This window comes from Corallococcus sp. M7 (assembly GCF_054512695.1).
Window position 1 is genome coordinate 7206423 of the sequence record NZ_CM137252.1, and the last position, 24256, is coordinate 7230678.

25 protein-coding genes are annotated in these 24256 nt (G+C 70.9%); 10 read left to right on the forward strand and 15 right to left on the reverse strand.

What is annotated here, in order from left to right; all coding sequences use genetic code 11:
• Window positions 1-63 precede the first annotated feature (63 nt).
• The 5 genes from ACX114_RS28770 to ACX114_RS28790 form a co-directional block, all read right to left on the reverse strand.
• Complete coding sequence (locus ACX114_RS28770; protein WP_459289733.1) at window positions 64-507, reverse strand: Rossmann-fold NAD(P)-binding domain-containing protein; 444 nt, start codon at window positions 505-507, stop codon at window positions 64-66.
• A 346-nt stretch (window positions 508-853) separates the two neighbouring features.
• Complete coding sequence (locus tag ACX114_RS28775) at window positions 854-1570, reverse strand: TVP38/TMEM64 family protein (protein WP_459289735.1); 717 nt, start codon at window positions 1568-1570, stop codon at window positions 854-856.
• Entirely contained in the window at window positions 1567-2229 is a 663-nt protein-coding gene (locus ACX114_RS28780) for a Rossmann-fold NAD(P)-binding domain-containing protein (RefSeq protein ID WP_459289736.1), read from the reverse strand. Before ACX114_RS28780 ends, ACX114_RS28775 begins: the two co-directional genes overlap by 4 nt.
• Window positions 2226-2783: a TetR/AcrR family transcriptional regulator gene (locus ACX114_RS28785; RefSeq protein WP_459289738.1), complete on the reverse strand. Its 558-nt coding sequence runs from the start codon at window positions 2781-2783 to the stop codon at window positions 2226-2228. The genes ACX114_RS28780 and ACX114_RS28785 overlap by 4 nt, the downstream gene beginning before the upstream one ends.
• Before the next feature lie 43 nt (window positions 2784-2826).
• Complete coding sequence (locus ACX114_RS28790; RefSeq protein ID WP_459289740.1) at window positions 2827-4374, reverse strand: DUF4153 domain-containing protein; 1548 nt, start codon at window positions 4372-4374, stop codon at window positions 2827-2829.
• Between the two features lie 319 nt (window positions 4375-4693).
• On the opposite strand from ACX114_RS28790, the gene ACX114_RS28795 reads away from it, so the two are divergent.
• A complete protein-coding gene (locus ACX114_RS28795; protein WP_459289742.1) occupies window positions 4694-5692 on the forward strand; it encodes an endonuclease/exonuclease/phosphatase family protein in 999 nt (332 codons plus the stop codon).
• 239 nt (window positions 5693-5931) lie between these two features.
• Window positions 5932-6981 carry a GNAT family N-acetyltransferase gene (locus ACX114_RS28800; RefSeq protein ID WP_459289744.1) on the forward strand — a complete coding sequence of 350 codons (1050 nt, stop codon included), beginning with the start codon at window positions 5932-5934 and terminating at the stop codon, window positions 6979-6981.
• Here the strand turns inward: ACX114_RS28800 and ACX114_RS28805 are convergent.
• Entirely contained in the window at window positions 6965-8089 is a 1125-nt protein-coding gene (locus ACX114_RS28805; RefSeq protein ID WP_459289746.1) for a hypothetical protein, read from the reverse strand. The genes ACX114_RS28800 and ACX114_RS28805 overlap by 17 nt on opposite strands.
• 89 nt (window positions 8090-8178) lie before the next feature.
• Here ACX114_RS28805 and ACX114_RS28810 point away from each other — a divergent pair, with 89 nt between their 5' ends.
• From ACX114_RS28810 to ACX114_RS28820, 3 genes are all read left to right on the forward strand, one after another.
• A complete protein-coding gene (locus tag ACX114_RS28810; protein WP_459289748.1) occupies window positions 8179-8712 on the forward strand; it encodes a hypothetical protein in 534 nt (177 codons plus the stop codon).
• Between the two features lie 84 nt (window positions 8713-8796).
• Entirely contained in the window at window positions 8797-10050 is a 1254-nt protein-coding gene (locus ACX114_RS28815; RefSeq protein ID WP_459300316.1) for an APC family permease, read from the forward strand.
• 128 nt (window positions 10051-10178) lie between these two features.
• Window positions 10179-10865 (forward strand): abortive infection system antitoxin AbiGi family protein, encoded by a 687-nt coding sequence (locus tag ACX114_RS28820; RefSeq protein WP_459289750.1) that lies wholly within the window; start codon window positions 10179-10181, stop codon window positions 10863-10865.
• A 21-nt stretch (window positions 10866-10886) separates the two neighbouring features.
• Here the strand turns inward: ACX114_RS28820 and dbpA are convergent, their stop codons facing one another.
• Both dbpA and ACX114_RS28830 read right to left on the reverse strand, forming a co-directional pair.
• The gene (gene dbpA / locus ACX114_RS28825; protein ID WP_459289752.1) at window positions 10887-12272 is read right to left on the reverse strand and encodes an ATP-dependent RNA helicase DbpA; all 1386 of its coding nucleotides are present in this window, start codon (window positions 12270-12272) and stop codon (window positions 10887-10889) included.
• Window positions 12273-12359: 87 nt separating this feature from the next.
• Entirely contained in the window at window positions 12360-12953 is a 594-nt protein-coding gene (locus ACX114_RS28830) for a TetR/AcrR family transcriptional regulator (protein WP_459289754.1), read from the reverse strand.
• A gap of 92 nt (window positions 12954-13045) precedes the next feature.
• Here ACX114_RS28830 and ACX114_RS28835 point away from each other — a divergent pair, with 92 nt between their 5' ends.
• Entirely contained in the window at window positions 13046-13423 is a 378-nt protein-coding gene (locus tag ACX114_RS28835) for a DUF1304 domain-containing protein (RefSeq protein ID WP_459289756.1), read from the forward strand.
• Window positions 13424-13435: 12 nt separating this feature from the next.
• Here the strand turns inward: ACX114_RS28835 and ACX114_RS28840 are convergent, their stop codons facing one another.
• The 4 genes from ACX114_RS28840 to ACX114_RS28855 form a co-directional block, all read right to left on the reverse strand.
• Window positions 13436-13945 (reverse strand): FmdE family protein, encoded by a 510-nt coding sequence (locus ACX114_RS28840; protein ID WP_459289758.1) that lies wholly within the window; start codon window positions 13943-13945, stop codon window positions 13436-13438.
• A gap of 73 nt (window positions 13946-14018) precedes the next feature.
• Window positions 14019-15821, reverse strand: coding sequence for a caspase family protein (locus tag ACX114_RS28845; protein WP_459289760.1), 1803 nt, complete (start codon window positions 15819-15821; stop codon window positions 14019-14021).
• Window positions 15818-16537 carry a hypothetical protein gene (locus tag ACX114_RS28850; protein ID WP_459289762.1) on the reverse strand — a complete coding sequence of 240 codons (720 nt, stop codon included), beginning with the start codon at window positions 16535-16537 and terminating at the stop codon, window positions 15818-15820. The genes ACX114_RS28845 and ACX114_RS28850 overlap by 4 nt, the downstream gene beginning before the upstream one ends.
• Window positions 16530-17042, reverse strand: coding sequence for a sigma-70 family RNA polymerase sigma factor (locus tag ACX114_RS28855; protein ID WP_459289763.1), 513 nt, complete (start codon window positions 17040-17042; stop codon window positions 16530-16532). The genes ACX114_RS28850 and ACX114_RS28855 overlap by 8 nt, the downstream gene beginning before the upstream one ends.
• Before the next feature lie 146 nt (window positions 17043-17188).
• Here ACX114_RS28855 and ACX114_RS28860 point away from each other — a divergent pair, with 146 nt between their 5' ends.
• Window positions 17189-17740 (forward strand): hypothetical protein, encoded by a 552-nt coding sequence (locus ACX114_RS28860; RefSeq protein ID WP_459289765.1) that lies wholly within the window; start codon window positions 17189-17191, stop codon window positions 17738-17740.
• Window positions 17741-17753: 13 nt separating this feature from the next.
• Window positions 17754-18971, forward strand: coding sequence for an MFS transporter (locus ACX114_RS28865; protein WP_459289767.1), 1218 nt, complete (start codon window positions 17754-17756; stop codon window positions 18969-18971).
• On the opposite strand, the gene ACX114_RS28870 is transcribed toward ACX114_RS28865, so the two are convergent.
• From ACX114_RS28870 to ACX114_RS28880, 3 genes are all read right to left on the reverse strand, one after another.
• On the reverse strand, window positions 18952-19764 hold the full coding sequence (locus tag ACX114_RS28870) for an SAM-dependent methyltransferase (protein ID WP_459289769.1): 813 nt from the start codon (window positions 19762-19764) through the stop codon (window positions 18952-18954). The two genes, ACX114_RS28865 and ACX114_RS28870, sit on opposite strands and share 20 nt — an antisense overlap.
• A 60-nt stretch (window positions 19765-19824) precedes the next feature.
• Window positions 19825-20688 (reverse strand): ATP adenylyltransferase family protein, encoded by an 864-nt coding sequence (locus ACX114_RS28875; protein ID WP_459289771.1) that lies wholly within the window; start codon window positions 20686-20688, stop codon window positions 19825-19827.
• A gap of 95 nt (window positions 20689-20783) precedes the next feature.
• Window positions 20784-22229, reverse strand: coding sequence for a hypothetical protein (locus tag ACX114_RS28880; RefSeq protein WP_459289773.1), 1446 nt, complete (start codon window positions 22227-22229; stop codon window positions 20784-20786).
• A gap of 231 nt (window positions 22230-22460) precedes the next feature.
• On the opposite strand from ACX114_RS28880, the gene ACX114_RS28885 reads away from it, so the two are divergent.
• Window positions 22461-23021 carry a DUF2378 family protein gene (locus ACX114_RS28885; protein ID WP_459289775.1) on the forward strand — a complete coding sequence of 187 codons (561 nt, stop codon included), beginning with the start codon at window positions 22461-22463 and terminating at the stop codon, window positions 23019-23021.
• Between the two features lie 134 nt (window positions 23022-23155).
• Window positions 23156-24235 carry a hypothetical protein gene (locus tag ACX114_RS28890; protein ID WP_459289777.1) on the forward strand — a complete coding sequence of 360 codons (1080 nt, stop codon included), beginning with the start codon at window positions 23156-23158 and terminating at the stop codon, window positions 24233-24235.
• Window positions 24236-24256 lie beyond the last annotated feature (21 nt).

Here is a 24256-nt window from a genome sequence, read left to right on the forward strand (position 1 = left end):
ACGGCAGCCGGCCAGGAGAGGTACTTGGAGCCCCTCGGAAACAGGCGGCGCGGGCTGCGCCTCCTACGCCGCTCGAGCCAGGGCGTTGGCGCAGAGCATCTCGCTCAGCGTCCACAGTCCGGCCGCGAGCTTCGGGTCCAACGTCTGCTTCCGCGGTTTCACTGGCCGTCGCTTCGAGACGTACTCGCCCTTGAGAGAGGCCGCATCCGCAGAGGTGGCGAGCCAGATGAGGGAGTCGGCCCCCTGCTCCGGCGTACTCGAGAAGGGCTTCGCGAGTGCGTAGCCGACATTCAGCAGAAGCCCCTGGTCCGAGCCAAAGCCGCCAAACCGTGTACGCACCATGCCCGGCTCGAAGCAGTTCGCCGTCGCTGTCGTGCCCTCCAGGCGCCGCTGGAGCTCCTTCGTGAAGAGGACGTTCGCGAGCTTCGAGGTCGCGTAGGCCCGTGGGCCCGAGCCCGCCAACGAGGTCGGCGTCTTCTCCAGGTCGAGCACCCCGCGCGCCTGCATGGAACTGGATGTCGAGACGACGCGCGCGCCTGGGGGTCTTCTGGATGAGGTCCAGCAGCGATGTCGTCAGCTGGAAGTACGCGAGGTGATTCAGCGTGAACGTCAGCTCGTACCCGTCAGGCCCCTTCACCGGTGCCTTGAAGGTCGCGCCCGCGTTGTTTCGGCCATCCGCGACAAGTCGCAGAGGAGGAAGTCGAGGTTCGGGTTGCCGCTCACGGCCTTCAGCTCCGCGAGCACCTGCGCGGTCTTCTCCTTGTTGCGGCCGACAAGGGCCAGCGTCGCTCCGCGTCTGGCGAAGTCCGTCGCCGCCGCCTTGCGATGCCGTCGGTCGCGCCGGTGATGAGGATCACTTTGCCTGCGAGGTCTTGCGCCATGGGAAACTCCAGGGTTTGCAGGGGCGACGCCCGCGATGGAAGACGCGGGCGAGCACCGCGAAGAGAAGGGAGACGACGAGCAGGCCGCCGAGGATGGGCCACGCGCCGGGCTGCATCCGCCCTGACGCGTCGAACATCTCGTTCCCGAGGTAGCTCACGAGGAGCAGCGGCGGCACGTAGCCGATCAACGAGCCCCAGAAGTGGGTCCAGAACCCCACCTTCGAGACGCCAAGGAACCCGTGGAGCGCCTGCGGCATCCAGAGCACCAATCGCAGCACCACGACGGTCTGGAAGGCGCGCTTCTCCAGTGCGTCGTCGTACTTGCGGAACCGCGCGGGAATGCGCGCGGAAACCCAGTCCTTCGCCACGAAGCGCGCGAACGAGAAGCCGACGACGCTCGCGGACATCGTCCCAATCATTGAAAGCGCGAAGGCGGTCTGCCACGGCCAGATCAACGGCGCCGCGACGATGAAGATCGTCCCCGGGACACCGAACGGCTGGAGCAGCGTGTACGCGACGATGAACGCGAGGTAGCCCCAGGCCCCCATCTCAACGAGCGTCTGGGCCAGGGCCTTCGGCTCGGAGAGCCACGCGAAGACGTCGAAGGACCAAGCGCCCGCGAGCACGAGGAGCACCAGCGCGATGACGCCGAACCTCGCGACTCGCAGCGAGCGAGTCGTCGCACTCATGCGCCGATCCTGTTGATGTCGGTGGATTCGAGGATGAAGCGATCGGCCTTTCCCTCGACAACCCGGAGCATCGCGCGGCCGAGGATTTCGGAGGTGGTGAAGATGGACGGGAAGACCCGGATGAAGAACGGAATGAGCGGGTTGAGGGGTTTCATCAGGACCACCCCGACCTGATAGGCCCGCGTGCGGCTCCGGATCCCAGGGCCCGCCCGGATGAAGGCGGGACGGACGGCGCCGGCATGCCGGAACGGCATGGACTTCAGCGCGCCCTCCACACGCTGCCGGACGCGCGCCCACATCGAGCGCCCGCCAGCGCCACCCGCGGAGCAGTAGCAGAACGAGAGTCCTGGGTTGATCCGGAGGAGCGCCCGCGCCCAGACGAGCGTCAGCTCCTCGGTCAATCGGGCGTAGGCCGCCTCGTCCAGCCCCACCGAGCTGACACCAATCGCCCAGATGCAGGCGTCGTAGCCCACGAGCTGGTCCTCGATGGCGGCGAACTCGAAGAGGTCAGGCAGCAGCAGCTCGCGCAGCTTCGGATGCTCCACGCCACACGGCTGTCGCCCGATGCTCAGCACGGATTCGACCTCGGAGGCATTGAGCGCTTCGCGCAGGGCGCCCGCTCCAACCATTCCGGTCGCACCGAAGATGATGACTTTCACTTCCGCCTCCCCTTCTCCTTCGCGGGAGGAGCGAAGCGCGCCGCGAGGAGCTCTGTTCGTTGCTCCAGCACCGCCGTCTTGGGCTCGTCCGCGAGGAGACCGTCGAGCGCGAGGAGGAAGACCTCGGCGCTCGCCTCATCGCCCAGGATGGAGGCCACGCACCGCAGCGCGACCTTGCGATGAAGCGCGTCGGTCTCGGGGTCGATCCGCTCGCAGGCCGCGAGGAACTCGCCCCCCATCGGCGTACCGGCCATCTCCGCCCAGGGCTCGATCACCATCACGCGGCAGACGTCGACCAAGCGCTCATGCGGCGTGCGGTCCGGCGCGTTCGCCGCCTGCGTCGCCAGGGGATGGCGCGACACCAGCCATTCCACGAAGACAGCCTTGAAGATGTCTTCCTTGTCCTTGAAGACCCGGTAGAGGAGCGTGCGCGAGAGGTGCGCCCGCTTGGCGATGTCCTCGAACGACGTCTTCGCGAAGCCGAAGTTGAGAAAGCACCACCGCGCGGCGAGCAGGATCTTCGCTCGGCGCGCGGCGGTCTCATCTTCCGTCATCGTCGTCACCATGCGGACACTGTGACAACGGACGCATTTTTTGTCAATTTGCCCCGTCAGGGCCGGGCTCGCTCCAGGCACCTGTCCGTAGCAGCGCACGGCGAGCGAGGAAGCGGGAGACATTCCACTCCGGCACCGTGTCCCGCTGGGCCAACCGCTCCCGGTGCTCCCTCAGCACGGTCTCCAGACGCCACTGATCCCCATTCTGGAGAGTGGTGGCCGCCTGGACCAGCCCGGGCACGGCGTCCGCGGACAGGTCGAAGAACATCTCGGTGTCCAGCGAACCGCCGGTGCGCGCGGACCGCTCCAGGTTGTGGCGGACGATGAAGGCCTCCGGGTTGAGGAAGTTGAGCACGAGCACCGAGCCCAGGGCCGTGGCGAAGGCGCCCACCGCGAAGCGCTCCGGCTTCCACCACAGCGTCACCGCGCGCCAGGCCAGCACCGCGCCCAGCGCCACCATGAAGACGTGCGTGTGCACGCGCAGCAGCGTGTAGCCGAACGCGTCCTCGTACAGCGACAGGCGCCGCATCGCGGAGGCGAGGATGATCAGCGTCAGCACCACCATCAACGACGTGCTCGCGCGGAAGAGGGCCTGCGCCACGCGCGTCTCGCGCCGCGTCCAGCGCGTCAGGGCCATCACCAGCGCCAGCGTCAGCGAGGCGACGACCACCAGTTCGAAGAAGCCGCGCCGCGCGTACTCCGCGAAGGTGTAGCCGGCCGCGGGCGACGACGCATCGCCGACGAACAGGTACGCCACCTGGAAGGCCGCGAAGACGAAGAACAGCGCGTTCACGGCGAAGATGAGCGTGAGCGCTTCAATCAACCCCAGGCGCGGCGTGGCCGACGCCACCTCCGCGTCCCCCAGCTCCTTCGTGGCGCGGCGGCGCAGCGCATGGCCCAGCACGCCCGCCGCGACGCTCGCGCCAAACACCACGCCGATGCCGCGCCCCACCAGCCGCTCCAGGTCCATGTCGAACGACAGCAGCCGCTCCACGGTGGAGGAGAAAATGCCGTCCGCGGATTGCAGCAGCACCCCGAACACCAACACCACCGGCAGTGCCAGCAGCAGGCCGCGCGACAGCGCCCCCAGCAGGCGCGAGTGGGTCTTGAGCCCGCGCACGTCCACGCTGTCCCGGACGAGCACCGGCGGGTAGAGCAGGCTCTGCGCGGCGGAGCCGAAGAAGACGAGGACGTAGTCAGCGAGCCCCAGCCGCTCCACCCGGCCCGCGGCCCAGAAGTGCGAGAGCAGCATCAGGAGCACGGCCGCGGTCATCACGTTGAGCGCCAGCAGCCAGGAGCTGTCCCGCACCGCCACGAAGACGCTGACCAGCCCCAGCGGCGCCAGCAGCCACGCATTGGGCCGGGCGCGCTGCCAGCCCTCACGTCCGCCCAGCCACGCGAGCGCGCCCACCAGGGCCGCTACCAACAGCGGGAAGCCCAGGCCCCAGCGAGCCCTTTCGAGCAGGACCTCCGCGAGCACGCCCAGGGCCAGCGACGCCGCCAGCGTCCGGCGCGGGGCGCGTACCCAGGGCAGCAGCGGCCGGTCCGGCGCCGTGACGGTGGGAGCAGGAGAGGGAGGAAGTGGGGACATGGGAACGGACGGGTTCATGGCGTCGGCACCTCGCGGGCGCGTCAGCGCCCGGAACGACGACAGGATGCACACGCCCGGCGGCACGGCTGGGGGCCTCGGGGGCGAGCGGTCGCGGAGCCACGCCGAACGGCGCCGGGCCTCCCGTGGCCGGTCGGCACGTCCCGGGCCTGGAGCGGCGGAGGCAGTCCCACGCGGGGTCCGCATCACCGCGACCTGGAGTCCGCGCCCGGGACGAAGCGGCGAGCCGCGCCGCGTCGGAGGACATGCAGGGCAGGTCCGGGCGGCGCCCGGGAGGACCGGATGTTAGGTTGCCGCCCCGATGTCACCCCCGCCGCGGCTCCCCTTCCGCTTCCGTCCCCGCTCGACCCTCGCCCTGTGGGGCCTGGTGCTCGCGTTCGCCGGCTGTGACGGCTCCTCTCAAGCCCTGCCGGTCCCCGACGCGGGAGCCTGCGTCCAGGGCAACTGCCCGCAGCCCGACAGCGGCTCGCCGGTGGATCCGTCCGGCCCCCGCGTGCGCATCGCGGCCTTCAACGTGCACCGCCTCTTCGACACGGTCTGCGACACGGGCTCCTGCGGCGGCACCAACTACGAGGAGCTGCCCACCGAGGCGGAGTTCGACGCGCAGGTGACCCAGCTTGGCCGGGGCATCACCGCGCTCAACGCGGACATCGTGCTGCTGGAAGAGGTCGAAACGCAGAACTCGCTGGATGGGCTGCTGAAGAAGGTCCCGCAGTTCCCCCATTCGAAGCTCGGGGAGACATACACCCGGGCATCGGTGGACGTGGCGGTCCTCTCCCGCCACACCATCACGGAGGTGCGCAGCCACCGCGACCAGTCACTGTTCAGGCCGGATGGTTCCGCCACCCGCTTCTCGCGAGACCTGCTCGAGGTCCACCTGGACGTGGACGGCAAGCGGGTCATCGTCTTCGCGGCGCACTTCCGCTCCAAGGTGGACGACGATCCAGGCCGCCGCGTGGCGGAGGCCAATGGCGCGCGGGAGATCCTCCTCGACTCGACGAGGGAGTTCCCGGACGCGCTGATCGTGCTCGGCGGAGACCTCAACGACATCCCCGGCTCGGATGCCATCAACGCGCTGGACCAGGCCCTGCTGCGCGTCGCCAGGGACCGGCCGGACAACGAGACCTGGACGTACTTCTATTCTGGTAGGGGCCAGGCCATCGACCACCTCTACCTCGCGCCCAGCGGGGGCGGCACCTATGTGCCGGGCTCCTTCCGCGTGGCCCGCGAGCCCACGGGCGGCTACGGCGGCTCCGACCACGGCGCGGTGTACGCGGACTTCGCGCTCAGCCCTCCCTGACGCGCGCGGGACGGCGGGCCCCGCACACTCCCCCGCCCTGTCAGCGCGGTGCCTGTGGACCACCGCACGCGGAAGGTCGTGGCTTTGACGCCGCAATGACAGCCAGGGAGGAAGCGTCCTCGGCGGCCGATTTCCAGCCCGGCCCCCCTCCCTACCTTCCTCGCCATGAACAGCAATCGCATGGCGCATGCGGCACGCCACCCTCGGGCGCCCTGGCATCCCGTCCCGGAGGGCAGGCCATGATTGAGGTGCGCACCTTCGAAGGTGACGCCTCCGAGGCGTCCTGGTTCCTCAACCGCGTCTGGCAATCCACCTACGGCAAGACGGCCCCGCTTCCCGTCTGGGACAAACGCTTCTGCGACTGGCGGCTGTTCCGGGACGGCCAGGTGCCGCGCGACTACATGCTGGCGGCGTACGAGGGGAAGACGCTCGTGGGCACCCTCTTCGCGGAGCCCGCGAAGCTGCGCCTGGGACGCATGGAAGTGGACGGCAGCTATGGACTGCGGGCCACCGTCACGAACTCCCATCGGGGCCAGGGCATTGGCGCGAAGCTCGCGCACGAGTTGCTCAAGCGGCACCAGGACCGGGCGGCGCGGCTCACCCTGGGCTTCACGACCACGGAGCCCCGCCCACCGGGCTTCTGGCGGCGCACGTGGAACACGCGCCTCTTCGGAGGCCTGGGGATGTGGATGTATGCCTTTGATGCGCAAGCGCTCGCCCGCTGGTCGTTCACGGACAACGAGCGGAGGCTGTTCACGCTGGCGCATCCCTTCCTGCGGCACCGCTTCCGCGAGGCGGACCGCCAGGACATCCGCCCCTACCAGCCCGTGGACCTGGGCCGCTGCACGGCGCTGGTCCACGACATGCTGCGCCCGGTGACGCTGGGCTACACGTACACGACCGAGCAACTGGCGGCCCAGCTCCAGTACCGCGACGTGCCCCGGACCTTCGTGCTGGAGCAGGACGGCGAGGTGCGCGGGCTGGTGAGCTCACACAGCCTGCTCATGACGGGCGTGGGAGAGCTCACCGCGGAGGTCGTGGACCTGATGGCCTTCCACGCCTCCGTGTCCACCGAGGACCGGCAGCGGCTGCTCCAGGTGGCCATGCAGGACATGGAGCGCCGGGGCGTGGCGTTCGCGGGCATGCTGCGCGGGCCCGGCACCACGGCCTGTCTGTTGTTGCGCTCGGGCTGGGTGCCGCTGCCCCGCCGCGCGCAGGTGACATGCCTGATGCCCACCTGCGACCTGGACCTGCCCGCGGACCCGTGCGTCTTCACGCACCTGCGCTGACGCGCGAGCCCTGGACCTTCCGGAACAGCCACACGGCGCCACTGGCCACGGTCCGCACACCCCTGCCCGCGCAGACGCACAGCGCGGGAATGACGAGCAGCAGGTACTGCGGCCACTTGGTGTTCCACAGCAACAGGAACACCAGGCCCACGACGGCGGCCACCGCCCACACGGGCCGCTCGCGCCACGTCCGGGGCAGGCCCAGCACCGCCAGCGCCAGCAGCGCCCGCGCGTTGAAGTGCGTGAGGTAGATGCCCGGGTCGGAGGCCGACAGCCACGTGTCCGTGAGGAACACCAGCGGCTGGTACCAGGGCAGCCCGGCGCGGCGCACGTGCTCGTTGTGGGAGTAGTTCCAGTGGAAGGTGATGGACTCCCACAGCGACGCGAACGGAGACGCCCACAGGGCCGGGTTCACCAGGATGAACACCGCCGCCGTGGACACGACGATGGCGGCCCACGGACGCCACCGCGTGCGCGCGCCCGCCACCAGGAAGGGCAGGAACGTGAGCCCGCCCACCAGTCCATACGGATACTTCCCCGCCGCCGCGAGCCCCAGCAGCGCGCCGGACACCGCCGTCCATCCCGGCGCGAAGCCCATTCGCCGGGCGCGCTCGAACGCGAGCAGCGCGAGCACCGCGAGCAGCCCCGGCACCGCCTCCAGGTACGCCTGCGACGTGTACTTCGTGTGGTACGGGTCCCACGCGAGCAGGAGCGCGCCCAACGGATCCACGAGGGCGACGAGCCCCACCTGGAGCACGCCAGCCACTGCGGACAGGCCTCGCGTCACGTTGAACGCGGGGCGCGCGGCGTCCGGGATGGGCCGGCCCATGGGGACGTCCCGCCAGTCCGGCTCCGGAGCGCCTGACACACGCACGGCTTCCGCGAAGAGCAGCTTCACCAGCGGCGGGTGCTCGAAGTTCTCCCGGAGCTGACCGATGTCGCCCCAGCGCCCTTCGTCCATCATCCCGGCATAGGTGAAGGCGATGGGCAGGTAGACCGCCTCGTCGAAGTCCTGGCCCAGCCGTTCTACCGCCCGGGAGCGCTGCCAGACGGCGACCACGATGGCGACGAGTGCGACGAAGAGAGCCAGCAGGCGCGTGCGGGACACGTGCGCACGGATATCACGAACATGCGGCCCGCCGAGCAGCCCAGGGCATGGCCCTGGTGACGCGCGGTCCGATGCCCCAGCTTTGGAGCATGAGAATCGCACGCATCCTGACCGTTGCCGCCCTGCTCGCGGGCGGATCCGCCGTGGCGAAGAAGAATGACACCGTGGAGCTGCGGACGCCCCGGACGACCGTGCGTGCGAACGTCGACGCGCAGGGTCTCCAGGGCCCGGACCTGAAGCTCCAGTTGTCGGACAACGCGTTGAAGGGCCAGGCCTTCCAGCGCCCCGTGGACCTGAAGCTGTCGGAACGGCGCATCGAGGGCACGGTGGGAGAGAAACCGGTGGAGCTCACCGTGACCGAGCGTCCGGACGTCGTGGAGATGATGGGCACCTTCGCGGGCGAGCCCTCGTCGCTGACGCTCGCTCCGGACGCGCTGACGGGGTCGGTGGGGCCCTGCGGCTACAACCTCATCATCGAGCGGGACCGCAAGCACTACCGGGGCACGCGCGCCTGCGGCGACCAGCGGGAGAACGACGTGTTCGTCTCCATCCCGAAGTCCCTGGAGAAGGAGCCCGCGGCCGGGCGCATGGCGGCGCTGAGCGTACTGCTCGCCCATCCTTGAGCACGGCGATGGTGCGCGGGACGCGGGTGTAGTGAAGTCCAAGCCGTGTCCACCCTTCCCTCCGGCGTCGCGCCCGAGCGCACCATCGGGCCGTTCCAACTGCTGGCCCTGGGCGTCAACGGCATCGTGGGCGTTGGCATCTTCTTCGCGCCCGCGGAGGTCGCGGCGCAGGCCCCTGGCCTGGGCGCGGTGTGGGCCTTCGCGCTGACGGGGCTGGCGCTGGTGCCGGTGGCGTTCGCGTTCGCGGTGCTCGGCCGGCGGTTCGACTCGGATGGAGGGCCCGTGGTGTTCGCGCGGGCGGCGTTCGGCGAGCGCGTGTCGTTCCTCGTCGGCTGGGTGGCCTACGTCAGTGCCTTCCTGAGCACGTCCGCGGTGATGGCGGGCCTGGCGCGAGCGGTGGCGCCGTCGGTGAGATTGGGCGGGCCCATGGGCGAGCGGCTGCTGGCCTCCGCGCTGGTGACGGGGCTGGCGGCGCTGGTGGCATCGGGCATCCGCGTGTCGGCGCGGACGTGGACGGCGCTCACGGTGCTCAAGCTCCTGCCGCTGGCGGCGCTGCTGGGCGCGTTCTTCTTCCTGCCGGACAGGGATGTGCCGCCACCGCTGCCCGCCACGGGAGCGTCCTGGCTGAAGGCGGGCCTGACGGTGATGTTCGCCTACCAGGGCTTCGAGATCGTCCCGGTCATCGCGGGACAGGTGCGCGCCTCCGAGCGCACGGTGCCCATGGCGACAGTGGGCTCGCTGCTCCTGGCGATGCTGCTGTACGTGGGGCTCGTCTGGGCGTGCGTCGCGGCGCTGCCGGACCTGGCGAGGGCGTCCGCCCCCCTGGCGCAGGCGGCGGGGGTGTGGGGCGGCGCGGGGCTGGAGCGGCTGGTGGGCGCGGGAACGAGCGTGTCCGCGCTGGGCATCTGCGTGGGGATGATGGTGACGACGCCGCGCTACCTGTCCGCGCTGGCCTCCGGGGAGCGTTCGCTGTTCGGGCTGGAGCGCATGTCGGCGTCGGGAGTGCCCATGCGGGCGCTGGCGGTGACGTGGGTGCTGGTGCTGGGGTTCGTGAACCTGGGGGACCTGTCGGAGCTCTTCGCGCTCTCCGCCATCGCGGTGCTGATGCAGTTCGGAGTCACGGCGGCGGCGCTCGCGGTGCTGTCACTGCGGCGCGAGCGGAACCTGCGGCCGGTCCACGCGCTCCTGGCGGTCCCCACGCTGGTGTTGGGGCTGACGCTGGTGGCCTTTGGCGCGAGCGTGCGGGAGGCGGCGGTGGCGTCGGTGGCGGTGCTCGCGGGAGTGGCGTTGATGCGCCTGTCGCGGCCGAGGGAGCCAGCGCCCGTCCGCCTGCCGTAGCGCCGTCGCACGTCAGGAGAGCGGGCAGGCCTTGGGACAACCCGGCACGTCGTGTTGCGAAGGAGGGACCGGGCCGGGAGACTCGCGAGGCGATGCTCGGGTATCAGGCGAATGCGCAGTGGCGGGACATGTCTGACTTCGTGGTGCACTTCACGAAGCCGGGGCCCCCGTACCACGACGCCTACCAGAACATGATGAGCATCCTGGGAGCGCGCACGCTCATCCCGGGCGCGGAGGGGTTTGGAATCGCGCGGCGGGAGGCGGTGGTGGCGGACCGGCACCGCTCGGTGTGCTTCAGCGAGATTCCGTTGGATCAGCTCGCGAGGCTGGTGCAGCGCCGGAGCCTGTACGGCATCGCCTTCCGCAAGAGCTTCATCCTGTCGCAGGGAGGAGGCCCCGTCTGGTACGTGCAGTACGGCTCACCCGCGCACCTGGCGATGAAGCACCAGTTGGACCAGGCCCTGGCGGCAAAGGATCCCCAGAAGGAGCCCGTGTGGGCGGTGACGCCCTTCGTGGACATCCAGGGCGACGCGCACAACGCGCCCTACAGCTACCGCTTCGACTGGGAGCGGGAGTGGCGCGTCCCGGGCCTCCTGCGCTTCACGGAGTACGACGTCGCGGCGCTCTTCCTCCCGGAAGAAGTGCACACCGTGGCGAGGGACTTCTTCGCCTGGGCCGTACGCGAGCGCGCGGACCCGGGCTACTTCTGCCCCGTGTTGGACCCGGGGTGGAAGGCCGAGCAGATCATGGAGGCGCTGGCGAAGCACACGGAGGCGCCGGTCGCGACGGAGCGCAAGAGCGCGCCGGGCGGATGACAGCGGAGCGCGTTTCGCGCCCTACCGCACCCGCTCGATGCGGTGCCGGCGGCCCTTGATGCGGCCCTCGCTCAGTCGCTGGAACGCGACCTTCACCACGCGCTTGGAGACGGCGACGAAGGCGTGATGGTCGTGGATCTCAATCTTGCCCACGTCCTCCGCCTTCAGGCCGCCCGCCTCGCCCGTCAGCGCGCCCAGGATGTCTCCGGGCCGCATCTTGTCCTTGCGCCCCGCGGAGATGGACAGCGTCTCCCAACCGGAGATGAGTGACACGCCCGGCACGTTCTCCGGCACCAGCGCGTCCACGTCCCCCTTCTCCAGCTTCACACCCGTCGTCGCCTCGATGTCCTCCACCTTGCGGCTGTCCGAGCGCGTCACCAGCGACAGCGCCAACCCGCGACGGCCCGCGCGCCCCGTACGGCCAATGCGATGTACGTACGCTTCCGGCTGCTGCGGCAGTTCGTAGTTCACCACCGCGTCCAGCGCCTCCACGTCGATGCCCCGGCCCGCTACGTCCGTCGCCACCAGCACGCGCGTGCTGTGGTTGCGGAACTTCGCCATCACCCGGTCCCGGTCGAACTGCTCCAGGTCACCCTGCAACCCGTCCGCGCTCACGCCCGCCTGCACCAGGGCTCGCGTCAGCTCCACCACCACCGCCTTGAAGTTGCAGAACACGATGGCGGAGGCCGGCTGGTGCTGGCGCAAGAGCCGCAGCAGCAACGCCTGCTTCTCTTCCGGCGTGCACGCGTAGCCCACCTGCTGGATGTCCGGCGCGGACTCTTCCTGCGCCAGCGACACCCGCACGGGGTCCTTCTGGAACGCGCGGCTCAGCTTCTCGATGTCGTCCGGGAACGTCGCGGAGAAGAGCACCGTCTGCCGCTTCGAGGGCGTCGCGCCGAGCACCCGCTCCATGTCCTCCCGGAAGCCCATGTCCAGCATCCGGTCCGCTTCATCCAGCACCACCGTGGCCAGGTGCCGCGTGTCCAGAACCTCGCGGTCCAGCAGGTCCATGATGCGCCCGGGCGTCCCCACGCCGATGTGCACGCCCTTCTCCAGCGCCTCCACCTGCGGCCGGATGGGCGACCCTCCCGCGAGCGCCAGCACCTGCACGCCCGGCATCCGCCTCGCCAGCCGGCGAATCTCCCCCGCCACTTGCGCGCACAGCTCGCGCGTGGGGCAGAGCACCAGCGCCTGGAGCCGCCGGTCTTGCGTGAGCTTCACCTTCTGCAGGATGGGCAGCGCGAACGCCGCCGTCTTCCCACTGCCCGTGCGCGCCTGGCCCACCAGGTCCTTTCCCTGCAACAGCACCGGGATGCTCTGTGCCTGGATGGGGGTGGCGGTCTTGAACTCCAGCTCCTCCAACACCTGGAGCAGCGGGGGCGACAGCGCGAGCGCGGAGAATTCCATCGGAGCCTCGGGGGGACGGAGGCACGGGGCGCCTCGGGAGATCGCGCCCTTCTAGCAGCCTTCCCACGCCGGACAAGCCCGGCGCCCCTACCCCGCCCAGCCCGCCACCTCGCTCGCCGTCGCCTGGGCCAGCTTCGCCGCGGCCGCCGGGTCCACGCGCGCGGTGACGAGCACCCCGATGACCGCCCCCAGAAGCAGCTCCACCCGGCGAGCCACCGTCTTGCGAGGCAGCACGCCCGTCTTGGCCGAGCCCTCCAGGGCCCGCGTCAGGTGGCCTCGCAGGAGCGCCCGGTAGTCCTCCACCGCCTGCTTCGCCTCCGCGTCATGCGGGCCCAGCTCCGTGGCCGTATTCACCAGCAGGCAGCCCCGCCGCGTCAGCGCCGGCGGCGCGGTGGCCATGGTCGCCGCGAGCGACTCGAAGTACTCCGTCACCTGCTCAAGGCCCGGCGCGTCCTTCGCGAAGACGCCCAGCCGGGGCCCGATGACCTCCTGGAGGTACAGCGCGATGGCGCGCGCGAACAGCCCGCGCTTGCTCTCGAACGTCTGGTACAGGCTGGAGCGGTTCAGCCCTGTCGCGGATTCCAGGTCCGACAGCGACGTCGCCTCGTAGCCGCGCGACCAGAACACGCCCAACGCCGCCCGCACCGCCTCTGTCTCGTCGAACGCACGCGTCCGCGCCACGTCACCCTCCTTGACAATTCTGAACTGACCGTTTCAATATGAATTCGGAACTGACTGGTTCAGAATATCCCAACCCCGGAGGGGGAGTCATCATGTCGCCACTGGCGCAGGTCTTCGCGGTTATCGCCGCGCTCATCCACGTGTTGTTCTTCGTGATGGAGAGCATCCTCTTCTCGCAGCCGAAGGTGTGGAAGCGCTTCGGGCTGAAGTCGCAGGCGGACGCGGACGTGATGAAGCCGATGGCGCTCAACCAGGGCTTCTACAACCTGTTCCTCGCCCTGGGCGTGCTGGTGGGCGTGGTGCTGGTACACAGGGGAGCGGTGGCGTCGGGCGTGGCGGCGGTGGTGTTCGGCTGCGCGTGCATGCTGCTGGCGGCGGTGGTGCTGGTGAGCAGCAACCGGAAGTTCCTCATGGCCAGCCTCGTCCAGGGCGGGCTGCCGGCGCTGGCCATCTCGCTGGTCGTCTTCTGAGGCGGCGCCCGCTCAGGGCGTGACGGTCTCGAAGACGTCGGCGTCCGGCAGGGTGAGGACGACCTGGCCCGCTTCGCCCAGCTTCTCGCGGGGGACGTCGCGGAAGCGCTGCACGAAGCTGGCGGACGGGCGCAGCGTGAGGGACTGGCCGGTGTCGCGGTTGCGGAACGTGGTCGCGACGTCCTCCGGAGTGGGAGTGGTCACCAGCGACAGGTTGAGCTTGCCCAGGCTGGCACCGGTGGCCGCCGCCGCGCCATCCGCGACGCAGGTGTACTGGACCTTCGCCGGGCTGTGATGGATGACCTCCAGCTTGAAGCTGCCCCGAGGCAGGCCCAGTTGCTGGAGCGCGTAATCGCCCATCCGGTAACCCGCGACCGCCCACGGCCCCGCGCCACCATGCACCAGCGCCACCCGCTCCAGAGCGCCCGGTTCAGCGGCCGGGGTCGCGGCGGGCTTCGCACCCGCGCAGCCCAGGGTGAGGCCCAGCGTGACGGAGAGCAGGAGGTGGCGGCGCAGGGACATGGATGGCTCCGGTGAAAGACAGACGGAGCCTTCTACTCGCAAGCGGCGATCCGTGGCGACACGCGACGCCAGCTCAAAGCGCGTAGCCGACCATCAGTGACGCGGAGGCCCTGGGCACCAGCGCCGTACCGGAGTCCCGCTTCGCCATCACGCCTCCGGCGGAGGCGCTCAGGAGCATCGACAGGCGGCTGCGCACGTCCAGACGCACGCCTCCGGTGACGAGCCCCAACGGCTCCAGCCCGAAGCGCGCATCTTCGTCCGGGATTCGCGATTGGAAGACGGCCAGTGCCCCGGCCTCCAGCGCTCCGCTGAACGTCCAGGCCCCGAGCTTCCAGTGCGGCCCCGCGCCCAGCCGCAGCTCCAGCTCCGTCTGCTGGAAGGCCACCCTGCTGCCCGTTCCGCGCCGCACCGCGAGCCCCAGGCCGGATGTGTCCACACCGGTGAACAGCCGACCTTCGCGCACCAGGCGCACGTCCAGGCCCGCGAGCGACGACAGGCCCGTCACGATGCCCGATGTCAGCGATGGCCCGACCGCGACCAGCAGCTCCGACCCCGCCCCACCCTTTCGCGCGAGCCGCATCCTCGCGGCCTGCTCCAGCGGCTCGCCGCCCACCGACACGGCTCCGTCGAGCGGCACCCTCACCGACCGCTCCAGGTATCCGTCCTCTGCTCGCAGCAACAGCCGGTATGCGCCGGGCGCCACGGCCAGCGTCGTGGGGCCTTCGCCCTTCTCCAGCTCCGCCACCAGCGCGCCACTCTGCGACGCCATGACGAGCCAGCGGCCCGGGGCCTTCACGTCGAGCGTCAGCCGGCCTCGCGCGCGCTGGGGCTCGGAGAGGATCAACTCTCCGCGCCCGCTCAGGTCCATGCGGAACGTGGGGCGCTGCATTCCTCCCGGGGAGACGAGCGTGGACTCCAGCGTCCTCGCGTAGGCGTAGCGGTAGGCCTCCTCCAGCGTGACGCGCCCATCTCGCGACGCATCGGCCGCTCCGCGCAATCCCACCGCCAGATGGTGCGTGAAGAAGGAGCCCTGCAACGCATCCGACTCCTGCGCGTACTCATCCGCGCCAGACGCGCTGATGACGACCCGGCCCTCCAGGTCCGAGGCTTCCATCGTGATGGGCGCGGCCACCGGCTTCAGTCCCTTCAAGCGCGTGGCGACTCCCGAGCGGCACGAGTCCAGGATGAGCAGCCCCACGCCCACCGGCGCGCCTTTGAGGAAGTCCACCAGCTCGCGCATCGGCAGCTCGGTGCCGCGCAGGTGCAGGCTGCCATCGCCCGCGTGCGACGACACGTAGAGCAGGAGCCAATCCCTCGGAGAGGCTTCCACGGCCAGCCGCGCCCGGAAGCGCGCCAGGGCTTCGCGCAACTTCGCGGCATCCGCGCCAAGCAACGTCGTCGTGCGCTCCGGCGAGGCTGTGCCCACTTCCTGGAGCACCTCACGCATCCGCTGCGCGTCCGTCTCCGCGAAGCGCAGGCGCTCCTCACTCGCCAGGCCCTGGTTCTCGCCCACGATCAAAGCCCAACGGCGCGGCGCTTCCTCCGCAGCGGCGCCCGGAAGCGGCCCCAGCACAATGATCAGCACCGCGAGCAGCCGTCCCCACACGCCCAGCGCCCAGCGGCGCGGCGCTTCCTCCGCAGCGGCGCCAGGAAGCGGCCCCAGCACAATGAACAGCACCGCGAGCAGCCGTCCCCACACGCCCAGCGCCCAACGGTGCGGCACTTCCTCCGCAGCGGCGCCCGGAAGCAGCCCCAGTACCGCGAGCAGCCGTCCCCACACGCCCAGCGCCCAACAGCGCGGAGCTTCCTCCGCGGTCCCTCGGCGCGCGTTTGGCACCGTGAACACCCGGATGCCCAGGCCCAGCGCGCGGCTCACGGCACGACCCTCAGCAGCGTGCGCGCCTGGGCCTTCCCGATGGTTTCCGGCGTCGCCACCTCCAATGGTCCCTGCCCCTTCGCCCGCGCCTCCGCGACGCGCGACATGAGCGCCTCGCGCGCCTGATCCACGTCCAGCGGCGCATCCGAGAAGAACGCATGCAACGCCACCGACCCCGGCGTCACCTCCAACGCAGGGGACAACCGGACCTCCGCCCCCGGCTCCACCGTGCCGCTTGTCTTGCCTTCCCTCGGCCAGAGCGGATCCACCGCGCCCGCTTCATCCACCGCGAGCACCAGCACGTTCCGGTACGGCCCCGTGCCCACCGCGAGCGTCACCTGCTCGCCGGGCCTCGCGTCCTGCACCGGCGCGCCCTGCACGGACAGCAGCCGCAGCGCCACCGTCCCCTTCAGCCGCACGCCGTCCTCCGCGCCCCGCGGCACGTAGACGACCATTGCGAGCCCCACCGCCAGCGCGGTCACCAGCGGCACGCCCCAGCTCCACCAGGGCTTCGCGGACCGGGCTCGCTTCTCCTCCAACCTCGCCAGCACCGCCTTCGCTCGGGGCTGTGCCAGGCTCGACGCTCGCGCCTGCCGCATCCGCTCGGCGATGCTCCCGCAGGCCGGGCAGGCGGCCACGTGCCGCTCCGCGTGCCCCGAGGCGTCCAGCCCCGACAACCACTCGTCGATCTCCAGCCGTGTCAGGTGCTCAGCCACGCTCCGCCTCCATCGCTTCCGGCAGCCGCCCCAGCTCCGCCGCCTTCTTCCGGATGGAGTCCAGGTCGCGGACGATGGTCTTCCGCGACACGTCCAGCATCCCGGCGATCTCCTCCTGGGTCAGCCCGTCGAAGAAGTGCAGCGTGGCCACCTCCAGCTCGCGCTCGCCCATCCGCCCCACGAGGTGGCGGATGAAGTCCGCGGCCTCCCACTGGGCAGGCGTGAGCGCCGCGGCCTCCGGCGCATCCAGGAGCACCGGCTCCCGCAGTTGGCGCGAGCGCAGCGCGTTGAGGCACAGGTTGGTGGTGACGCGGTACACGTACGTCATGGGACGGGCCTCCCGTCGGAACCGCGCGCCAGCCGTCAACATGCGCTCGAAGACCTCCTGGACGATGTCCCAGGCGTCGGCATCGCGGCCCAGCAGCGCGAGCGCGCGACGATGCACCACGGGCGCGAAGCGCTCGTAGAGCTCCCTGAGCTCCTCCGCACCGAGCCCGCTCGCCATCCGATGGGTCCGACCTTCCTTTTCGTCCTTGAGACACCCGGCCCCGGCGGCCTGGGACATCGCATCGCATCCGCGATGGGCTGTGGGATATTAGTCGCACCCCGGCGGCATGTCCCAGGCCGGCCGCACCGGGTGTCCCAACCGCCGTGAAACGACTCGTCCTCGCCACCCTCGTCGCGCTCCTGGGCGCCTGCTTCGACCCGCTCTACGAGGACCCTGACGAACTGGGCGAGGAGTCCTGGGCCGTCTGCTGCGTCCGCAACCAGGTGGACACCTGCCTCTGCGAGGACCTCAACGGCTGTGAGATTCGCTTCCAGGCATGCTCGGCCGGCACCTGCACGCCGTCGCTCCGGGACAGCTGCGAGTCCATTCACGGCAGCCTGGACGGCGGCCAGGTCTACGACGGAGGCGCCGGCGTCGACGCGGGCACCAGCACCGACGGCGGCGTCATCATCGAAGACGCGGGCACCACCACCGATGCCGGCACCAGCACCGATGCCGGCACCAGCACCGACGCGGGCACCAACACCGATGCCGGCACGGACGCGGGCACGCCGCCGGTGTCCTACGAGCCGTGCTGCGACCCACTCACCCACCGTGTCACCACCTGCCGCTGCGGGCCCACGGGCTGCGCCGGCGCATCCTTCACGCCCTGCGCGTCCGGCCGCTGCGCCCCCAACGGGGAGTCATGCGGATAAGGTCTCGCGCGGGATGAAGGGCACCTTCCATTCGCTGCGCGGCTACAACTACCGGACGTGGGCGGCCGGGGCGCTCGTCTCCAACGTGGGCACGTGGATGCAGCGCACCGCCCAGGACTGGCTCGTCCTCACCCAGCTCACCCACAACAACGCCACGGCCGTGGGCGTGGTCATGGCGCTCCAGTTCGCGCCGCCGCTGTTGTTCCTCCCGCTGACGGGCTTCGCGGCGGATCACTTCGACCGGCGCAAGCTCCTGTTCGCCACGCAGGCGGCCCTGGGCGCGCTGGCGCTGGGCCTGGGGCTGCTCACGCTCTCCGGACACATCCGGCTGTGGCACGTGGACGTGTTCGCGTTCCTCCTGGGATGCGTCACCGCGTTCGACGCCCCCGCGCGCCAGACGTTCGTATCGGAGCTGGTGGGCGAGGAGGACCTCGCCAACGCCGTCGCGCTCAACTCCACCTCGTTCCACGCCGCGCGCATGTTGGGCCCCGCCATCGCGGGGGTGCTCATCTCCGCCGTGGGCTCCGGGTGGATGTTCGTCCTCAACGCGGCCTCGTTCGGCGCCGTGCTCTTTTCACTGAGCATGCTTCGCGTGAGCGAGCTGCACGTGCGGGACCGGGCGCTCCGCACGCGCGGGGGTCTGACGGAGGGCTTCGTCTACGTCTGGAAGCGGCCCGACCTGGTGGCGGTGCTGACCATGTTCTTCCTCATCGGCACCTTCGGCCTCAACTTCCCCATCTTCATCTCCACCATGTCCGTGCGCGTCTTCGGAAAAGGCGCCAGTGGCTACGGGCTCCTCACGTCCATCATGGCCATCGGCTCGGTGACGGGCGCGCTGCTCTCCGCCCGGCGCGCGCAGCCGCGCATCGGCCTGCTGGTGACGGGGGCCGCGGTCTTCGGAGCGGGGCTCACGCTCGCGGCGCTGATGCCGGCCTACGCCCTCTTCGGCGTCATGCTCGTGGTCATCGGCGTGTCCGCGCAGACCTTCACCACCACCGCGAACAGCCTGGTGCAGTTGTCCACCGAGCCGTCCATGCGCGGGCGCGTGCTCGCCATCCTCCTGGCCATCGCGCTGGGCGGCACGCCCCTGGGCGCCCCCATCGTCGGGTGGGTCGCGGACACGTTCGGCCCCCGCCAGGCATTGGGCGTGGGCGCCGCGGCGGGCTTCGTCGCGGCGCTCATCGGCCTGCGCTACCACTCGAAGGCGGCGGCTACTTCTTCTCCAGGATGACGGCGTAGAACTCGATGCCCACGCCCTGCCGGTCCTCCTCGGTGATGTAGTCGTCCGGCAGCCCCAGGAACCGGCTCACGGTCTGCACGCCACCGGGCCCCGGCGTCCACGGCTTGCAGAGCTCCAGGTACTCCGGCAGGGAGAACAGCTCGAAGTTCTCCCCCATCTTCTGGAACATGCCCACGAACTGCTCCCACTGGGGCGTCGTCTTCGCGGGGTCCTTCGTCTCGAACGTGGTGAAGAGCCTGGAGCCCGGCGCGGCCCAGTCGTAGAGGTCGCGGAAGAACTTCCGGTTCTCCTCCGCCTTGAGGAACACGGTGATGCCATTGGCGCCCAGGGCCACCTTGCGCTCGCCGCCCAGGAAGTCGCGCACGTCCGGGCGCTCCAGGAAGGACTTCGCCTGGCGGATGTCGCACTCCAGGTAGCGCACGCGCGGGTCATTCCCCAAGAGCACGCGCGCCTGCGCCATCGTCAGCGGGTTGATGTCCGAATAGAGCACCTTCACGTCCGGCGGCAGCACGCCGTGCACGTGGTCGTTGGTGGGCAGGCCGGACGCGAAGTCCACCCAGTGCGTGAAGCCCTCGGCGGACAGCCGCTTCGCCGCGCCCTGGAGGCACGCGCGCAGCATCCGCACCCACTTCCGGGTGGAAGGCAGCAGCGAGAACATGTACTCCGCCGCCTGCCGGTCCGCCTCGAAGTTGTGGGTGCCGCCCAGCGTGTAGTCGTAGATGCGCGCCGCGTCGGGAACCTGCGGATTCACGCCCGGCACGCGGGCCAGCTCGTTCACATCCATGGTCGTCGCTCCATCCGGTTCCGGGCATTGTGCCGGTCCGCTCGCGCGGATGCACCCTTCCTACGGAGCGACGCCCGCGACCTGGCGCAGCAACTCCAGCGGCCCCAGCGCGGCGACCGCGTCGAACTGCTCGGGCGTGCGCACCAGCAGCGAACCCGCGAAGCCCAGCGCGTTGACGTTGACGCCCAGGTGCTCCGCCCTGGCGCGAGGCACCAGCAGCATCCAGTCCCGGGTGACGAGCAGGTTGTACGGCGCGCTCTCCGCCAGTCCCAGCGCGTCCCGCAGGAGCCGGTACGCCGCCAGCATCCGCTCGCCCTGCCCCGGCGCGCCCCACGGTCCCAGGCCCGCCAGCAGGTGCGCGAACGGCAGCGACTCCGCGGCCACCACGCGGCCCGGCCCCGGCAGCACGGGGAGGAGCGCCTCCACGGGCGCGCGCAGGCGGTCCGGCCCCAGCGGCGGCACCAGTTGCAGGTGCTTGTGGCGCTGGCTCGCGCCGGCCGTCTCGCCCGCGTTGTAGAAGGCCAGCCCGTCCAGCCCCTCCAGGCACGTGGAGAGCGCGTCGAAATCCGCGTGCGTCAGCAGCGCGTCCTGCGACTCGAAGGCCCGCGTCACCAACAGCAGGTGATGCTCCACGACGTTGAACTTGTTGAGCAGACACACGTGAGAAGGCGCCACGTCCCCCAGCACCAGGTCCGGCTCCGGGTTCGCGAACGGGTTGAAGGGCTCGGCGGTGGAAGGCGCCGGACGCTTGCGCTCCTTGAGCGCCACCCGTCCCAGCACGCGCACCTGGAACTCCGTGCTCGCGACCGGCACCGTGCGCGCTTCCGTGGCGATGGGCTGGAGCGCGCCGGTCTCCAGCGCGTGGCGGGTGACGTCCAGCGTGCGGGGCCACAGGGCGGCGGGCGTCAGCGGTGCGGCGTTCACGGGCGGGCTCCTGGCGCGAGACCTTGCAAGTCTGTGCCGTCCGCCAACCCGAGCGTCAACCCGCTCCCGGAAAGGAAGCGCTCCGGATGTCCGCCTCAGCGCGGAGGAGGCCGGAAGACGTACTGGTACACCTGCGGCTCGCTGCCGGGCGGGTACTGGGCGTCCATGAAGGCCACGTGCGCGCTGTGGGTGATGAGCACGTCCTGGAGGCTGTCGTAGAGCACCACCACGCCCGTGGCCTTCCCGGTGGGGTCCAGGTCCACGCGCACCTTGAGGTTGCCCTTGAGGTCCGGCTTCTCCATCAGGTGCTCCAGGTACAGCGCCACCAGCCCCAGCGACACCCGGTCGTAGATCTGCTCCACCGTGCCCTTCGCGGGCGAGGCGGGCAGGTGCAGCTTCTTCGTCAGCTGCGCGGCCTCCTCCGCCGCCTCGGGCACCGGCCGCTCCGGAGCGGCGAGCGCCGCGCGGTACGCCGCCATGGCTTCGAAGTAGCGCTCCAGCTTGAGCAGCAGCCGCGCCCGCCGCACCTGGATGTCCGAGCGCTCCGGGGCCAGCGCCACCGCCTGATCCAACCGGGCCTCGGTGCCAGCCACGTCCTGCTTCGCTTCCGCCAGCGTCGCCAGCCGCAGGAGCGGTTCGGGGTCCTTGGGCGTCGCCGCGGCCAGGCGCACCAGGGCTTTCGCCTCGTCCTCCGGACGGTCGAGCTCCACGGCGAGCTTCACCCACGTGGAGAGCACCGCGGGCTCCGCGCCCCCGAGTGTCGCGTAGCGCTCCAGCATCTTCACCGCTTGCGCCTTGTCGCCCGCGGCGAGCCACGCCTCCGCCTGCCGCCGGTGCGCCTCGCGGTCATGCGGCTGGAGCGCGACGAGCAACGCCCCGGCCTCCGCGCCCGCCTTCGCGTCCCCGGCCTCGCGCGCCAGCCGCGACAACACCTGGAGCGCCTCCGGCTGCTCGGGCCAGTCCTTCACCGAGCGCACCAGCAGCGCGCGCGCCTCCGCCGCGCTCGCGGGACGGCCCGCCAGCAGCAGCGCCAAGTCCGTGCGGAAGCGCGGGATGTCCAGCTTCGCCAGCGCCTCGCGCAGCCGGGCCTCCGCCTCCGCGGACTTGCCCTCCGCCTGGAGCCGCAGGCCGTCCGCCCAGAGCGCGGGAGCGAAGCCGGGCACCGTCTTGCGCGCGGTCTCCAGCGGCGCGGCCGCGTCCTTCAACATGCCCCAGCGCACGTAGACGAGCCCCATCCCCACGTGCGGCCACGGGTTCTCCGGGTACACGACCGCCAGCGCCTTGAACTCGGCGAAGCTCTCGTCCGAGGGAAGCGCGAGGAAGGCCCGGTACACCCGGGGCATGGGGTCCTTGGGCGCCTTCGCCTGCCGTGCGTCCAGCTCCGTGCGCAGCGTGCTGGGGCTGCCCTGGACCCGCGCCGTGTCCACCCGCTGAAGCATCGCCATGCCCTCCGCGGCGGGCGCGGGCACCGGCCGGGCGCCCAGGGCCGGGAGCGCGCACAGCACGGACAGGAGCAGGCACGTCAGGACACGGGACGTCATCAGGAGGTCAGCCAGGGGGGAGCCAGGGCGCCTGGACGCTACCAGATGGACGCGTCCCGCGAGGGCTGGGAGTGTTTACGCACCTTGCGTGAATTTCAGAGTTACACGCGATGTTTCACGGGGACCGGAACGGGCGGAATGGCCCTGGAGGACGACCGCGCTTTCGGGCGCTGGACGCCACCCGGGCGGTAGGTCTTGACCAGAACGGGCGGTGCTGGGCGGAATGGCCCCATGGCCACCGCCGAGAAACTCGTATTCCCGACCATCGTCGAAGGACTCTTCGTCCGGGGACTTTCCGGGAAGGTGCCCTTCGCCCTCAAGGAGCAGCTGCGCAAGGAGGGGCTGGACCTGGACCGCCCCCTGCAGCCGGCGTACTCGCTGGACACGTGGACGCGCTGCGTGGCGCTGACGGCGAAGACGCTCCACCCGGAGCAGCCGGACGAGGTGGCGTGGCGGATGCTCGGCGAGCGGATGATCGACGGCTACCGCGACACGATGGTGGGCCGGGCGCTGCTGGGCGTGCTGCGGCTCATCGGGCCCAAGCGGATGCTCATGCGCGCGCAGCACAGCTTCCGCAGCGGCAACAACTACACCGAGGTCGCCATCACCGAGCGCGGCGAGCGCGAGGCGGACCTGTGGCTCAACGAGCCCGGCCTGCTGCGCTACTTCAAGCAGGGCGTGATGCTGGCCACGGTGCGTGCCGCCAGCGGTCCGGCCACGCAGGTGGACGTGGTCCAGTTCGACGACGACAGCGTCACGTACCGCGTGTCCTGGGGCGCCCCGGGCTCCTGAGACAGCGGCGGTCCCCTTCCGCGGATCCGCGACCGCGGGCCCTCTTGCTCGCACCGTGCCCCATCTGCCAGCGTGAGGGTCTGCGCGCGGCGTCCGGGCCGTGAACGGCCGCGCGAAGAGGGGGATTCATCCAAATGCCGTCGAGCAAGCGCGCCAACCTGCCGCGCTGGAACGGTCATCAGCAGGGGTTCTTCGAAATCTGGTTCCTGGTGGTGCTCGACCCGGGCGGCGATCGCGCCTGGTGGTTGCGCTACACCCTCTTCACTCCCGCGCCGGGCAGCGGCGGCGAGGCTCGCGCCACCCTGTGGGCGGCGGCGTTCGACTGCGCGTCGAAGGACCGGCCCGCGGTGGCGCTCAAGGCCATCCATCCGGCCTCCGCGTTCACCGCGCTGCCCGACGGCGGCGTGCGCATCGCGGACTCGGAGCTGACGCCCGGCCACGTCCACGGCCAGGTGAAGAGCGGCGGGCACTCCATCGCGTGGGACCTGCGCTTCCAGGGCGGCCCCCCCGAGCCGGTGCGCCGCGAGCCGCGAGGCACCGGCCTGTTGCCCCTGCCCACGCACGTCGCCCACGTGCACGACGACGTCCTCTTCGAAGGCACGGTGACGGTGGATGGCGAGCGCATCGACGTGAAGGGCGCGCCCGGCCTGCAGAAGCACCTGTGGGGCCACCGGCGGCTGGAAGAGCTGACGTGGCTGTACTGCCCGCGCTTCGCCGAGGACCCGGACGCGCGGCTGGAGATCATGGCGGTGCGCGCGAAGCGCAAGCGGGGCCATCCCCAGCTGTCGCCCATCTACCTGCGCACGCGCGACGGCGAGCACACGTTCCATGAAGTGCCCCACGTGCTCTTGTCGCGTGTGACGTCGCCAACGTCCGGAGAGCTGTCCTTCCGCGCGGCTTCCGCCACCGTGGCCATGGAGGGGCGCGCGTGGTGTGACCCGCGCACGCTGGTGGGCTACGCGTACCGCGACCCCACGGGCTGGGACGTGCTGGTGGCCCAGAGCGACGTGGCCCGCTGCGAGGTGCAGCTCTTCTCCCGGCCCCACCCCTTCGCGGCGTGGAAGCCCACCACGAAGCTGACCTCCACCGTGGGCGCGCTGGAGTTCCACGGTCCAGAGCCGATGCCGGGCGTGCGCTACATCCCCTGGGACGGCACCGCGCTCGAAGCGGAAGACGCACCCGAAGAGGATGCGCCGGCCCTGGGGACGGGCTGACGCCGGGCCCTCCGCCCCCGG

Coding starts and splice junctions, on each gene's coding strand:
- ACX114_RS28835 (WP_459289756.1), top strand. CDS start 13,046: ATGTCGCCACTGGCGCAGGTCTTCGCGGTTATCGCCGCGCTCATCCAC.
- ACX114_RS28785 (WP_459289738.1), bottom strand. CDS start 2,783: ATGACGGAAGATGAGACCGCCGCGCGCCGAGCGAAGATCCTGCTCGCC.
- ACX114_RS28790 (WP_459289740.1), bottom strand. CDS start 4,374: ATGTCCCCACTTCCTCCCTCTCCTGCTCCCACCGTCACGGCGCCGGAC.
- dbpA (WP_459289752.1), bottom strand. CDS start 12,272: ATGGAATTCTCCGCGCTCGCGCTGTCGCCCCCGCTGCTCCAGGTGTTG.
- ACX114_RS28870 (WP_459289769.1), bottom strand. CDS start 19,764: ATGGATGTGAACGAGCTGGCCCGCGTGCCGGGCGTGAATCCGCAGGTT.
- ACX114_RS28885 (WP_459289775.1), top strand. CDS start 22,461: ATGGCCACCGCCGAGAAACTCGTATTCCCGACCATCGTCGAAGGACTC.
- ACX114_RS28855 (WP_459289763.1), bottom strand. CDS start 17,042: ATGGCGAGCGGGCTCGGTGCGGAGGAGCTCAGGGAGCTCTACGAGCGC.
- ACX114_RS28800 (WP_459289744.1), top strand. CDS start 5,932: ATGATTGAGGTGCGCACCTTCGAAGGTGACGCCTCCGAGGCGTCCTGG.
- ACX114_RS28890 (WP_459289777.1), top strand. CDS start 23,156: ATGCCGTCGAGCAAGCGCGCCAACCTGCCGCGCTGGAACGGTCATCAG.
- ACX114_RS28810 (WP_459289748.1), top strand. CDS start 8,179: ATGAGAATCGCACGCATCCTGACCGTTGCCGCCCTGCTCGCGGGCGGA.
- ACX114_RS28880 (WP_459289773.1), bottom strand. CDS start 22,229: ATGACGTCCCGTGTCCTGACGTGCCTGCTCCTGTCCGTGCTGTGCGCG.
- ACX114_RS28770 (WP_459289733.1), bottom strand. CDS start 507: ATGCAGGCGCGCGGGGTGCTCGACCTGGAGAAGACGCCGACCTCGTTG.
- ACX114_RS28795 (WP_459289742.1), top strand. CDS start 4,694: ATGTCACCCCCGCCGCGGCTCCCCTTCCGCTTCCGTCCCCGCTCGACC.
- ACX114_RS28840 (WP_459289758.1), bottom strand. CDS start 13,945: ATGTCCCTGCGCCGCCACCTCCTGCTCTCCGTCACGCTGGGCCTCACC.
- ACX114_RS28820 (WP_459289750.1), top strand. CDS start 10,179: ATGTCTGACTTCGTGGTGCACTTCACGAAGCCGGGGCCCCCGTACCAC.
- ACX114_RS28775 (WP_459289735.1), bottom strand. CDS start 1,570: ATGAGTGCGACGACTCGCTCGCTGCGAGTCGCGAGGTTCGGCGTCATC.
- ACX114_RS28865 (WP_459289767.1), top strand. CDS start 17,754: ATGAAGGGCACCTTCCATTCGCTGCGCGGCTACAACTACCGGACGTGG.